At 72.8% G+C, this 12,420-nt stretch carries 10 protein-coding genes; all 10 read left to right on the forward strand.

Annotated features, from left to right (window positions below; all coding sequences use genetic code 11):
* Positions 1–52 precede the first annotated feature (52 nt).
* The 10 genes from WMF20_RS43685 (at position 53) to WMF20_RS43730 (ending at position 12,392) form a co-directional block, all read left to right on the forward strand.
* A complete protein-coding gene (locus tag WMF20_RS43685) occupies positions 53–3,196 on the forward strand; it encodes a DUF2169 family type VI secretion system accessory protein (protein WP_437607687.1) in 3,144 nt (1,047 codons plus the stop codon).
* Positions 3,189–4,280, forward strand: a complete 1,092-nt coding sequence (locus WMF20_RS43690) for a pentapeptide repeat-containing protein (RefSeq protein WP_437607688.1) — start codon at positions 3,189–3,191, stop codon at positions 4,278–4,280. The genes WMF20_RS43685 and WMF20_RS43690 overlap by 8 nt, the downstream gene beginning before the upstream one ends.
* A 7-nt stretch (positions 4,281–4,287) precedes the next feature.
* Positions 4,288–4,938, forward strand: a complete 651-nt coding sequence (locus tag WMF20_RS43695) for a DUF3540 domain-containing protein (RefSeq protein ID WP_437607690.1) — start codon at positions 4,288–4,290, stop codon at positions 4,936–4,938.
* Positions 4,939–4,944: 6 nt separating this feature from the next.
* On the forward strand, positions 4,945–5,316 hold the full coding sequence (locus tag WMF20_RS43700; RefSeq protein ID WP_129579801.1) for a DUF4150 domain-containing protein: 372 nt from the start codon (positions 4,945–4,947) through the stop codon (positions 5,314–5,316).
* A 68-nt stretch (positions 5,317–5,384) separates the two neighbouring features.
* Positions 5,385–5,855, forward strand: a complete 471-nt coding sequence (locus WMF20_RS43705; RefSeq protein ID WP_437607692.1) for a hypothetical protein — start codon at positions 5,385–5,387, stop codon at positions 5,853–5,855.
* A 940-nt stretch (positions 5,856–6,795) separates the two neighbouring features.
* The gene (gene pheA / locus WMF20_RS43710) at positions 6,796–7,875 is read left to right on the forward strand and encodes a prephenate dehydratase (protein ID WP_437607694.1); all 1,080 of its coding nucleotides are present in this window, start codon (positions 6,796–6,798) and stop codon (positions 7,873–7,875) included.
* A 110-nt stretch (positions 7,876–7,985) separates the two neighbouring features.
* Positions 7,986–9,344 (forward strand): hypothetical protein, encoded by a 1,359-nt coding sequence (locus tag WMF20_RS43715; protein WP_437607695.1) that lies wholly within the window; start codon positions 7,986–7,988, stop codon positions 9,342–9,344.
* A 147-nt stretch (positions 9,345–9,491) separates the two neighbouring features.
* Complete coding sequence (locus tag WMF20_RS43720) at positions 9,492–10,091, forward strand: RNA polymerase sigma factor (RefSeq protein ID WP_237244648.1); 600 nt, start codon at positions 9,492–9,494, stop codon at positions 10,089–10,091.
* Complete coding sequence (locus WMF20_RS43725; RefSeq protein WP_437607698.1) at positions 10,088–11,269, forward strand: tetratricopeptide repeat protein; 1,182 nt, start codon at positions 10,088–10,090, stop codon at positions 11,267–11,269. The genes WMF20_RS43720 and WMF20_RS43725 overlap by 4 nt, the downstream gene beginning before the upstream one ends.
* Positions 11,270–11,342: 73 nt before the next feature.
* Positions 11,343–12,392: a hypothetical protein gene (locus tag WMF20_RS43730; protein ID WP_437607700.1), complete on the forward strand. Its 1,050-nt coding sequence runs from the start codon at positions 11,343–11,345 to the stop codon at positions 12,390–12,392.
* Positions 12,393–12,420 lie beyond the last annotated feature (28 nt).

Genomic DNA, 12,420 nt, shown 5'->3' on the forward strand with positions numbered 1-12,420 from the left:
TCGACGCTGAGCCGGACGATCCCTCGAGGCCCGCTACCCTGGATTCCGTCGGATGAAAATCGTCAAACCCATGCGTCTCGGGGTGGTGCCGCGGGTCTTCATGAACCAGCGCACCCCGCACCTCCTGGTCACCGCCTTCGTCGGCTTCTCCTACGAGAGGCCGGCCCGGCTGCTCTACGAGCCGACGGTCTGGACGATGGCCACGGAGGAGCTCGGCAACGATGGCGTCCTCGACGAGTTCAATCCGAAGACGCGGGGCGAGCTCCTTGTCACCGGACGCTGCTATCCGCCGGGGCGCGTCGCTCGCCCCGCGAGCTCGGTCCGCGTCCAGCTCGGATCCATCGACAAGGGCCTCTACGTCGTCGGCGACCGGACGTGGGGGATGCTCGGCATGTCGGACCCGGCGCCGTTCACCGAGATGCCTGTCACCTGGCGGAACGCGTTCGGCGGGGACGGCTTCGCCAAGAACCCGCTGGGCAAGGGCCATGGCGACAAGAGCGCGGCGCTCCCCAACATCGAGTCGCCCAAGCACCTGATCCACGCCCGCGGCGACCGTCCTGCGCCCGCCGGCCTCGACGGGTACGACGTGACCTGGCCCCAGAGGTTCTCCAAGATCGGCACCCACGACGCGGCGTGGCGCAACGAGTGCTTCCCGGGCTTTGCGCGGGATCTGGACCCGACGATGTTCAACATGGCCCCGGACGACCAGCAGATCGACGGGTTCTTCCGGGGCGACGAGGCCTTCGTGGTCGAGAACATGCACCCCGACAAGCCCCGGATCGAAGGCGCGCTCCCCGGGGTCGCCAGCCGATGCTTCGTCTGCCTCAAGACGCGCGACGGGGTGGAGGTCCGCGAGCCCGCCATGAAGCTCGACACGGTGCGCCTGTTCCCGCACCGCGAGCGGGGGGTCGTCCTCTTTCGCGGCGGCGTCGAGATCGCCGAGGACGACGCGAAGGACGTGGTGGCCGTGCTGGTCGCCTGCGAGGCCATGGGCGCTCCGAGGCCCGCCGCGTACTACCATGAGTACCTGACCCCCCGGCTCGGCCCCCGGAACCCCGATCTCCCGGACGACGAGGATGACGTGCTCATGCCCGAGCCCGAGGATCCGGAGGCGCCGCCGCTGCCCGATGACAGGCTCTCCGGGCTCGCGTCGAGGCTCCGTCGGCAGGGGTTCCTGGGAGGTACGCCGGATCGAGCCGTCAGGCGCGCGGCCGCGGCCGCGGCCGGGGCTGGTGTCGTCGCCACCGGTGCGAACGAAGCCGGAGCAGAGGGGGACCCCGACATCGAGGAGCCCGACGACGACCTCGCCGAGATGGGGATCGACCCCGAGCATCTGGATGCCGCGGCCGGCGAGGACGAGGCGGAGCCGGCCATGGACTTCTCCGACGGCGAGGGGGAAGAGGAGAGCCTCGCGTGGACCGAGTCCGACGAGGAATCCGACGAGGAAGACGAGAGCCTCGCGTGGTCCGAGCTCGAGGCGGACACGGGGGTAAACCGCGAGGCGGACCCGGAGCCGATCGAGCCGGCGGCCGCGACGAGGGCCCCCGACGCGGATGACGACGCCGAGGACGCCGAAGCGCTTCGCCAGGAGGCGACGCTCGCGGAATGGGCCAAGAGGCGGCTGCGGGACCATGGCTTGGAATCAGAGGCAGATTTCTCCCAGCAAGGCCCCTCCGAGGCCCCCGAGCCCCTCGATGAGTCCGAGGAGGCCCTGGTCAGCCTGGTCGAAGGCAAGGCCCGCGCTGCGGTGCACATGCACGGGGTCGACGTCGGCGCGATGCTCGCGAAAGCGCGTCAGCACGCCTCCGAGCGCCCGAGCGAGGTCACGGTGTCGCAGGTCCGCGAGCGCGCGCGGCAGACGCTGGAGAGCGAGGGCGTCACGCCAGAGAAGACCGAAGAGCTGCTGTCGGGGCTGGACTGGCGAGCGCTCGAGGAAGGTACCCGGGCCGACGACGACGCCGACCTCGACGGCGACGACGACATCCCCGACGACGCCCACGCCCTGCACGAGGAGCCAGACGGTGACCCCCTGCCAGACGACGAGGGCTGGGGCGGTGACGCTGCGGAAGACGAGGACTTCGAGTTTGCCGAGGGGCTGGACCAGAAGGCGCCCGCTTCCGCCGGGTGGGGCGAAGACGGGCCGCGGATCGCGCACCTCCTGCCGGCCTCCGCGGCCCTCGACGGCGAAGAATCTCTGCGACTTCGCCGCGACGTGGAGGCCGGGCACAAGGAGGGGCGGAGCTTCGCGGGGTGCGACCTCACGGGCGCCGATCTCTCCCACCTCGACCTCGAGGGGATCGACCTCTCGGGCGCCATCCTCGAGTCGGCCTTCCTCACCGGGAGCATCCTGCGAAAGGCGAACCTCACGGGAGCCGTCCTGGCGCACGCGAACCTGGTGGGCGCGGATCTCTCGGGGGCCAGGCTCGATGGGGCCAACCTCGGGTCGGCGTGCCTGCGGGACGTGAAGGCTGGTGGAGGCGTCGATTTCCGCGGGTCTGTGCTCGTCCAGGCCGACCTCTGGGGAGCGGACCTGTCCGGCGCCAATCTCTCGCGTGCCGACCTCTCCGAGGCGAACTTCTGCGACGCGAACCTGGAGAACGTCGTCGCAGAGAAGGCGACGTTCCAGAACGTGGACCTCACGGAGGCGCGCCTCGCGGGCGCGCGGCTCTCGGGGAGCACGTTCAACGAGGTGAACGTCACCGACGTCGATTTCACCGGCGTCGACCTGAGCTCCGCCACGTTCATCGCCGCCGAGGGCGACGGCGCCATCTTCCGGAACGCCATGGCGAAGGACCTCGCGATCGTGAAGGGCTCGTCCTTCGCGGGCGCGGACTTCGGCGGAGCGACGCTCGCCGGCGCGAACCTGATGGGGACGCGCCTCCACGGCAGCAACTTCGCCGATGCCGACCTGCGCGGCGCGCTGCTCAACGAGGCCGACCTGACCGAGGCGAAGCTGGATCGCGCGAACCTCGTGGAGGCCATGCTGATGCGAGCCGACCTCACCAGGGCGTCGCTCCACGCGGCCGACCTGAGGGAGAGCGTCCTGAACCACGCCTGCGTCCGCGGCGCCAGCTTCGAGAAGGCCAACCTGTTCGGCGTGTGCGCCGACCGGATGGTCGGAGACGACGACACGAGCTTCGCCGGCGCCAACCTCAAGCGACTCCGGATGATACCGGCCGAGAGGCAGCATGGATAGGGGAGCGCTGCGCGCGCTGATCGAGCAAGGAGAGGTCGTCTCGGAGCTGGACCTGTCGGGCCGCGATCTCTCGGGGATCGACCTCTCGGGCGGGATCTTCGAGGACGTCCGCTTCGCGAGCGCCAACCTCGAGGGCGCCAAGGCGCGCGAGGCGATCTTTCACCGCTGCGACTTTTCGGGAGCCAACCTGAAGGGGCTCGATTTTCACCTCGGCAGCGCCGTGGACTGCGCGCTCGCGGGGGCCGCGCTCGCGGACGCCTCGCTGGTCGGAGCGAGCTTCTCGGACGTGGACCTCGAGTCGGCCGATCTGACCGGAGCCGATCTCTCGTTGACCGAGATCGCGCGATCCAGCCTCGAGAACGCCCGGCTCGTCCGCGCCAACCTGACCGACGCAGCCCTGTTTCAGGCCGAGACGGCGGGCGCGGACTTCTCCCAGGCGAACCTGACCAAGGCGGTCCTGTTCCGTCAGGACCTGTCCCAGGCCATCCTCACGGGCATCACCCTCGTGGAAGCGATCCTGGTCGAGGTGCGGATGGGGCCCAAGGACCTCCGGGGGATGGACCTCAGCGGGGCGCAGCTCACGAACGCCGACCTGCACGGCTGCGATTTCTCCGGGGCCAACCTGACGCAATGCAGCTTCAAGGGCGCCAATCTGACCGGGGCTCGGCTGGACGGAGCCATCGCCCATGCGGCGGTCTTCGTCGAGGCGGCCGTGATGAACGCGAGCCTCACCAAGGCCGACCTGACCCAGACGCTCTTCGTCGATGCGCGCGTGGACGCCGCGAGCTTCTCGGGCGCGCGGCTCGAGATGAGCGTCTGGCACCGGGCGAGCTGCCCGGGCGCCCGCTTCTGCGGGGCCGACCTGAGCCATGCAGACCTCTCCCACGCCGACGTGTCGTTCGCCGACTTCTCCGACGCGACGCTGTCGCGCGCGCGGCTGCATCGCGTGACGGACAAGGGCACCGTCTGGCCGCTGAGCAAGGCGCTGGCGCACGGCGACGACCAGGAGCTCAAGGAAGCAGAAGACTGGCAGGCCAACGTTCTCGGGAAGCCTGCCGGCGGTCAACGCACCCCTCACTCATGAGAACACCATGCAGAGCGTAGCAAGGACGAGACGGTACGAGCGGGAGGCCCACGGCGAGCACGGCGCCGTGCTCCGGCTCGATGGCTCCGCGTACATCGTCGAGACCGAGGACGGCGAGGTCCGCGCGAAGCGCGCGACGAGCTGTCTGCTGGAGCCCGCCACCGGAGACCTGGTGCTCCTGGCCGTCGTGAACGGCGCGCGCTACATCCTCGCCGTCCTCGAGCGGGAGGAGGGCGCGCCCTCGCGCCTCGTCGCCGAGGGGGATCTCCAGATCCGCCTGCAGCGCGGCGCGCTGGGCCTCTCGGCGCCGGACGGCGTGCACGTGCACTCCGGCAAGGACCTCTCGATGGTCGCGTCGACCTTCCGTCTCCAGGCCAAGGAGGGGCACGTCGCGCTGGGGCTGTTCTCGTTCGTCAGCAAGCTGGTCCGCGGCGAGGTCGACCGGGCCAAGCTCGTCGGCCGGAGCCTCGACGCGCACCTCGAGCGGCTGATGCAGAGGGTGAAGCGCTCCTACCGCATCGTGGAGGAGGCCGACCACGTGCGCGCCGACCGCATCGACTACGCGGCCAAGGGCAACCTCGCCATCCACAGCGAGAACGCCAAGATCACGGCGTCGCACCTCGTGAAGATCGACGGCGACCAGATCCAGGTAGGGTGATCCGATATGTTTGCTAGCACCTCGGGCGGTGGGCTCGATTTTGGCATGCCGGACGTCTGCTTGCCGGGGCCCGTCCCGTACCCGAACATCGCGTCTCGAACCATGGCGACGTCCGTCGCGTACAAGGTGATTCTGGGGCGCGGCCCCGCCCATACGCTGGCGACCGTCATTCCCATCTCCATGGGAGACAACCCTGGGATTCTCGGCGGCGTGATCTCCCGTCGCAACATGGGCCCCTCGCGGCGCCTCGTCCCCTATCCCAAGCTGCTCTTGCAGAACAAGCCGGCGGTGCGGCTCGGCGCCACGGGCATCCAGAACCAGATCAACGTGAACGGGACGACCATCGCCCCGAGTCAGGTCAAGGTCCTGCTGCTCTGACGCCCGCCCGGTCGTCCGCGAGACCGACCCGAGCCCCTGCGCTGTTCTGCCCGATGAGGGACACAAGCATGGCCATCAACGAGCACGCCCGCATCCGCCTGGCGATCATTCAACAAAAATACGGCAAGCGCCTGACCCAGGGCGAGAGCGGCGCTGGCGCGGCCGACCGGCGCGAGCGTTTCAAGGGTGATTTCCGGCGGATCCTGGCCGACATCTTCGTGCCCACGTTCAAGGCCATCGGCGGTGAGCTCGCCGCGTCGGGCCACGCCTGCCGGATCGAGCACGACGTGGGCGAACAGACCCCGAGCATCGAGCTCCACGTCCTCCTCCGGGGCGTGCCGGCGGACGCCAACAACCTGATCCGCCTCTTCTACAACGCCGAGGCCGAGGGCGATGGAGAGGTGATCGCCGAGGTCAACGTTTACCAGACCCTGACCGAGCTCACGCGGTTTCGGGTGCTGTCCCGGATCACCCAGGAGGTGGCGGAACAGATGTGCGTGGACGCCATCGAGCACATCTTCGCCGTAAGCGCCCGCTGAGCGCAGGACCAGGTGTCTCCTCCACGGAGACAGGGCGAGTGAGGCGTCGCGTCCGGGCCGGAGCTCCAGCGCGACGAATCCTTGCTGTTGGGTGCGGCGGCGGAGCGCCCCGCGCTCGATCGCCCGCTTCAGGAAGAGCCCCGCGAGGTCGGCGAGCTCGGCGACGAAGCGGAGCGCCTCGTCCCCGGCGCCGCGGGTCCCGTACTCCACGTAGACGGTGCCGTGGACCTCGCCGCCGTAGGCGAGGGGCACGAGTGCTCGACGGCAGTCGTTCCGGAAGAGCTCGCCCCACTCCTTCAGCAAGGGTGCGGGAGAGTCAGAGTAGTTGACGTCGATCGGCGATCGTCCAGACGGAGGCATGGACCGATGGGCGCATGCGTCGCGCTGACACGGCGCGTGCGCCATCCTCTTGCGCGACGGACCATCAGTCCTCGTGCGCACCTCAATCGTTCAGGCAGCCTGACCCTTGACATCGATGCTGCGGCACAGGAAGGAGACAAACTCCTCTTCCGCATCGGCCACTCTGATTGACAGCTCCTCCCCATGAGCGGCCATCCCCCGTTACGCTCAACCAGGAGGCGGCCGTACCGCACGTCTGGCATCGTATCGCGCCCTCCCCCCAATCCTCTCACGCTCGCCCCCGATCCTCTCACGCCTGCGCCCGCCCCTGCCGCTCCCGCCCCCGCCCCCTGTCGCTCCCGCCCCCGCCCCTATCGCTCCCGCCCTTCCCGCTCCCTCGTCAGGCGCTCGCTCTTCGCCTTCGCCGGTCTCCTCTCTCCCAGCGGGGTCCACGCGTCGAGCCCGCACGGATGCCGCTTCGCCCCCGACGCGCGCCTCCGTCGCGCGCGTTTCACGGGCGTTCCCCCCGCCGAGGCGAGCCTTGCGCGGCGGCGCCCCCTGCGCTTTGATGGCCGCCGGTCCCCTCCGAGGTGAATTGTACATGACGACCCTGGGCGAGCTCCGCGTGCGCATCGACAGCATCGACGACCGTATCCTCGAGCTCCTCGCCGAACGGGCCGAGGTGGCCGTCGAGGTCGCGCACGCGAAGCGCGCCGCCAACGCCACGCAGTTCCATGACCCGGAGCGCGAACGGCGCGTGCTCGACCGCCTCCAGACGAAGGGCGCCGGCCGCTTCCCGCGCGACGCCATCCGGGTCGTCTTCCGGGAGGTGATGAGCGCCTGTCTGGCGCTCGAGGAGCCCATGAAGGTGGCCTTTCCCGGGACCGAGGGCGCCTTCGCCGAGGTCGCCGCGCGCCACCTCTTCGGGCTGGCCGCGCGCTACCGGGAGACCGGCACCATCGAGGGCGTCTTCGACGCCGTGCGCGCGGGCGAGGCGGCCTGCGGCGTCGTCCCCGTCGAGAGCTCCACGGACGGCTCGGTGACCCTCACCGCCGACGCCCTCATCGAGAGCGACCTCCAGATCCGGCAGGAGCTCGTGCTCGACGTGGCGTATTGCCTGTTCAGCAAGGCCGAGGGGCTGAGCGGCATCACCCGCGTCCTCGGGCACTCGCACGCGCTCTCGCAGTGCCGCCTCTGGCTCGCCAAGCACCTCCCCGGCGCGCAGATCGTCCAGACCGCCTCCGTCGCCGCGGCGGCGCACGAGGTCCTCGGCGATCCCGCCGCGGCGGCGGTCGGCAACCGCGGCGCGGGCGAGCTCTACGGGCTGCCGCTCCTCCGCGAGCGCATCCACGACCGCCCCGAGAACGCGACCCGCTTCATCGTCATCGCCCGGGCCGACGCGCCGCCCACGGGCGCGGACAAGACATCGATCGTCTTCTCCGTGCAGGAGGAGCCCGGCGCGCTCCGCCGGGTGCTCGCCATCTTCGACGACGCCGCCATCAACCTGACGAGGATCGAGTCGCGCCCGAGCCGGCAAAAGCACTGGGACTACGTCTTCCTCGTCGACCTGGAGGGCCACCGGAGCGATCCGCGCGTCGCCGAGGCGATCGAGCGGCTGCGCGCCCGCTGCGAGATGGTGAAGGTGCTCGGCAGCTACCCGCGGTCGGCCCGAGCGCGCTGAGGCCGCTAGTTCCGGCGCCGCCGCCCCGCGGTGATCGCACGAACTCCGCGGCTCGAGCCGGCCCGCCGGGGATGGTGCCCCGGAGGGAAGGATGATATTTTCCGCAGCCCGTGCCGGCTGCGTCGCTCGCGCTCGCCCTCCGCGCTGCCCGAACGGCCGCCAGCGCGGTGGTCTGCACGCTCGTCGCCCTCCCGGCCGCCGCCGAAGCGCCCCGCGCCGCCCGCGAGGCGCCCAGCGCCGCCCGCGCGCCGGTGCTCGTCCTCGCGGCCTTCCCCGGCGCCGGCCGCATCGACGAGCGGGCCATCGACCTCGTCGCGGCCCATGTCCGCCCCCTCGGCGTCCGCCTCCAGGTCGTCCGCTCCGGCGCGTCGAGGCCCGCGCTGCACACCCTCCTCCCCGACGCGCGCGCCCTCGCCGACGCCTGGGACGCGCGGGGCGTGCTCTGGATCGACGCCGGCTCGGCCGACGAGCTGGCCTTGTACGCGGTCGAGCGCGGCGGCGATCAGGTCTACGGCCGCCGCATCCCGGTCCCGCCCGGACAGACCACCGCGGCCCTCGAGGCGCTCGCCAACATCGCCGGCGCGGTCGCCGAGGAGCTCCGCGAGGGGCGCATCGCCGGCCTGGCCGAGGTGGATGTCGCCGCGGCCGCAGCCCCGCCGGCGGCTCCCCCCGAGCCCGCCGCCCCTGCGCCCGCGGCGCCCCCCGCGGCGGCCGCGGGCGCGGCGCCGGGCCCGCCGCCGCCCGCGGTCGAGCGGCGCGCCCGCCCCGAGGCGCCCAGGCTGCCCACGCTGGCCGTGCAGGTCGGCTACACCGGCGCGAACCTCAGCGACGAGGTGCCCTGGCAGAGCGCCGCCGCGCTCCGCGCCTCGTGGGCGCCGATCGATCAAGCCGTCCTCGGCCTAGGGTACGATCTGGTCCCTCCGGCCACGCTCGGCGACGACCGGTCGCCGTTCGAGCTGGTGCGTCACCCCGTGAGCGCGACCGGCCAGCTCCGGCTCCGGCTCCCGCTCGGCTTCGACCTGCAGCTCGGCGCGCGCGCCTGCGTCGATGTCGTCGAGCGCATCCCCCAGCCTTCCGCGCAGCCCACCCCGTCGTCGCCCGCGTGGCCGCCGCCGCCCGCGTGGCCGCTGCCGGCCTGGCCGCCGCCGCGGGGCCAGCCGCCGCCGCCGGGCTTCCTTCCCCCCTGGCGGTGGCCGCGGATGATCCCGCGGCAGCTGCCCCCGCCCGAGGCACGGACCGATGTGATCGTCAGCGCCGCGCCGGTCGCGGAGCTCGGGTACCCGATCACCGGGTGGCTTCGCCTCAAGGCGATGCTGGGCGCGGACGTCCTCCTGACGCAGCCGGACGCCTCGGTGCACCCGGCCCTCGCGCTCCAGCCCCACCCGGTGCGGTTCCTCGCCGGGCTCGGGCTGGAGCTTGGCCTCTCCTTGCCGGCTTCGCCGGCGACGGAGGGCGCGGTCCGGCGATGACCACCCCCGCCCCGTGACCCGGCTCGGAAAGAAAATTGACCCGGGTCGGGCCGGGCGCCGCACCAGGTCGCGGCGATGGACGCTGCGCACACACGAGCTCTTCGCACGAGCCTCGGACCGTTTCCCGAGCCGTGCCCGGCCAGCGCCATGACCCGCCCCCCTCCCACACCGCCGCCCGCCGCGCCCCTGCCGCTCGATCTCGAGCGGATGCGCCGCGCCGGCGCGGGCGATCCAGAGGCGCAGGCCTGGCTCATGACGCACGTCATCCCCCGGGTCCGCCGGATCGCGCGGGCGTTCCTCCGCAGCTCCGCCGACGCCGACGACGCCGCGCAGCTCGCCCTGCTCGCGATCCTCGAGAGCGCCTCGACCTACCGCGGCGAGGCCGCCGTCGAGGCCTGGGCCAAGCGCATCGCCGTCCGGACGATCCTCCGCTACGTCAAGCAGCAGCGCCGGGACGGCGCGCCGGTCGCGCCGGAGAGCGCGATCGACGAGGAGGTCGCCCAGGCGCCGCATCAACCCCCGTTCGAGGCGCTCCCGCGCGAGGCGCGGGCGTACCTCGACGCGCTGCCGGAGGCGCAACGCAACGTGATCCTGCTGCACCATGCGCTCGATTACTCGATCGAGGAGATCGCCGGAATGACCGAGGTCAGCCCCGACACCGTGAAGAGCAGGCTGCGCCTCGGGATCGGCGCGCTCCGCAAGCAGGTGCGCCAGGACATCGCGATCGGCCGCAAGAGGGCATCATGACAGCGACCCAGAAGCCCGAGATCGATCTGGACCGCCTGCCCGCCATCTTCGCCGCCGAGGCGCGTGGCGAGCCGGTCCGCCCGGAGGACGCGGCGCTCCTCCGCCGCGCCGAGCAGGAGGACCCCGAGCTCCGCGGCGAGGCGCAGCTCTGGGCCGCGATCGGGAGGCTCGGCGACGAGCGCGGCGCCGGCCTCGAGCTCAGCGACGCCGCCATGCTGGAGCGGGTGCTCGCGCGCGCCCACGTCGAGCCCGCGCCGAGGAGCGCGGCGCGGCCGCGCGCGGCGCCGCGGCCGGCGCTGCGGCGCGGGGTCGCGGGGACGCTCGCGGGCGTGGCCGCCGCGGCGACCCTCCTGGGCGCGCTCGCGGCGGAGCTGATCGACGGGCCCGCGCAGGCGCCCCCGCCCGCGCCGAGCACGAGCGAGGCGCTCGCTCCGAGCGGCGCGCCGCCCGCCCCCGCGCCCGCGGCGCCGGGCGCGCCCTCGCCGGGCGCGGGCGCAGCGCCGGGCGAGCCGCCGGGCGCAGGCGCGGCGCCGGGCGCGGGCACGGCGCCGGGCGAGCCGCCGGGCGCGGGCACGGCGCCGGGCGAGCCGCCGGGCGCAGCTGCGGCGCCGGGCGCAGCTGCGACGCCGGGCGCAGCCGCGGCGCCGGGCGCGCCCTCGCCGGGCGCAGGCGCGGCCGCTCCCCCGAGCGAGCCGTCGCCCCGCGCGGGCTCGGCGGCGAGCGAGACCGCGGCCACCGGCGCGGCCGACGCCCGGAATCGCGCCCCGCAGCCGCCCAGGCCGCGCGCGGAGGAGGTCCCGATCGGCCCCGAGGCGCTGCTCCTGCGCGCGCAGGCCCGGCTCGGGGAGGGGAAGACCGCCGAGGCGAGCGCCGCGTACCGCGCCCTGCTCGCGCAGCACCCGTCCAGCCCCGAGGCGCGGGCGGCGCTCGTGTCGCTCGGCCAGATCGCGCTCCGCCAGGGCAAGCCGGCCGAGGCGCTCGGCCACTTCGAGCGCTACCTCGCCGGCCCCGGCGGCCCCCTCGCGGCCGAGGCCCGGGTCGGGCGGGTGCAGTGCCTGCGCCGGCTCGGGCGAACGGCCGACGAGCGCGCGGCCATCGCCGACTTCCTCTCCCGCCACGGCCAGAGCGTCCACGCCCCGCGGCTGCGCGCGCGCCTGTCCGAGCTCGGCGGCACGTGAGCGCCGGCGCTCGCGCGGCCTCCGCAAAAAAGATTGACCCCCGAACCTGCGACATCTCCACCCTGTCATCGAGATGTCGCGAAAAATTCGCAAAATTGTAAAATTCCCTCACCGGACCGGAGGGCGCGCCGGCGTCCTCCTCGGGCTCGTGAGCCTTCTTTCTCTTCACTGCTCGTCGTCGGGCACGGGCGACACGCCGGGCGCCGGGGGCTCCGGCGGCTCCGGCGGCTCCACCGGTCCCGGCGGGCCGCCCGGCGACCCCACGCGCCTCATCGGCGCCTTCCAGGTGCGCTCGCTCCCCGACACGCCGGCGGGCGACGCGCCGTCCGGCAGCACGTCGGTCGTCGGGAAGATCTACGACGGGCCCACGCCGTCGCAGATCATCTGGGAGATGGCGGCCGAGGAGGGCAGCTGCCGGCTCCTCACGCCGCGCGTCCCGTTCTGTAACGAGCCCTGCGGGGGCAGCGCCGTCTGCGTCGAGGACGACACGTGCCAGCCCTACCCGGCCGCGCACAGCGCCGGCGCCGTGACGGTGACCGGCCTGAACCTCGAGTCGGGCGAGGCGTCCCTCGTCATGAACCCCGTGGCGAACAACTACCAGCCTCCCGCCGGCGCGAAGCTCCGCTATCCGCCCGCCGACGAGGGCCAGACGGTCCGCTTCGAGGCCAGCGGCGATTACTTCGACGCCTTCGCGGTGGAGGCCAAGGGCGTGCGCCCGCTCGAGCTCCTGAACGACACGATCCGCCTCGATCCCGATCAAGACGTGCAGCTCGCGTGGACGCCGCCGGGGCAGGCCGGCGCCTCGGAGATCTACGTGAAGCTCGACATCAGCCATCACGGCGGCACGAAGGGCATGATCGAGTGCTCCGCCGAGGACACGGGCTCGCTCGACATGCCGGGGTCGCTCGTCACGCAGCTCCTCGATCTCGGCGCGGCCGGCTTCCCGACCATCATCGTCACGCGCAGGTCCGTGGGCTCCGCGACGATCGCGTCCGGCCGGGTCGATCTCGTCATCTCGTCGCAGATCGAGAAGTCGGTCGAGATCGCGGGGATCACCTCGTGCAACGACAGCTCGCAGTGCCCCGAGGGCCAGACCTGCCAGAGCGATCTCACCTGCCAATGAGCCTCGCCGGCGGCCGGCGCGGCGCACA

The organism is Sorangium sp. So ce834, assembly GCF_051521425.1.
Classification (GTDB): domain Bacteria; phylum Myxococcota_A; class Polyangia; order Polyangiales; family Polyangiaceae; genus Sorangium; species Sorangium cellulosum_D.

Excerpts from the sequence above, each read along its gene's own strand:
- WMF20_RS43705 (WP_437607692.1), top strand. The coding sequence starts at position 5,385 with ATGGCCATCAACGAGCACGCCCGCATCCGCCTGGCGATCATTCAACAA.
- WMF20_RS43730 (WP_437607700.1), top strand. The coding sequence starts at position 11,343 with ATGTCGCGAAAAATTCGCAAAATTGTAAAATTCCCTCACCGGACCGGA.
- WMF20_RS43725 (WP_437607698.1), top strand. The coding sequence starts at position 10,088 with ATGACAGCGACCCAGAAGCCCGAGATCGATCTGGACCGCCTGCCCGCC.
- WMF20_RS43720 (WP_237244648.1), top strand. The coding sequence starts at position 9,492 with ATGACCCGCCCCCCTCCCACACCGCCGCCCGCCGCGCCCCTGCCGCTC.
- WMF20_RS43685 (WP_437607687.1), top strand. The coding sequence starts at position 53 with ATGAAAATCGTCAAACCCATGCGTCTCGGGGTGGTGCCGCGGGTCTTC.
- WMF20_RS43690 (WP_437607688.1), top strand. The coding sequence starts at position 3,189 with ATGGATAGGGGAGCGCTGCGCGCGCTGATCGAGCAAGGAGAGGTCGTC.
- pheA (WP_437607694.1), top strand. The coding sequence starts at position 6,796 with ATGACGACCCTGGGCGAGCTCCGCGTGCGCATCGACAGCATCGACGAC.
- WMF20_RS43695 (WP_437607690.1), top strand. The coding sequence starts at position 4,288 with ATGCAGAGCGTAGCAAGGACGAGACGGTACGAGCGGGAGGCCCACGGC.
- WMF20_RS43700 (WP_129579801.1), top strand. The coding sequence starts at position 4,945 with ATGTTTGCTAGCACCTCGGGCGGTGGGCTCGATTTTGGCATGCCGGAC.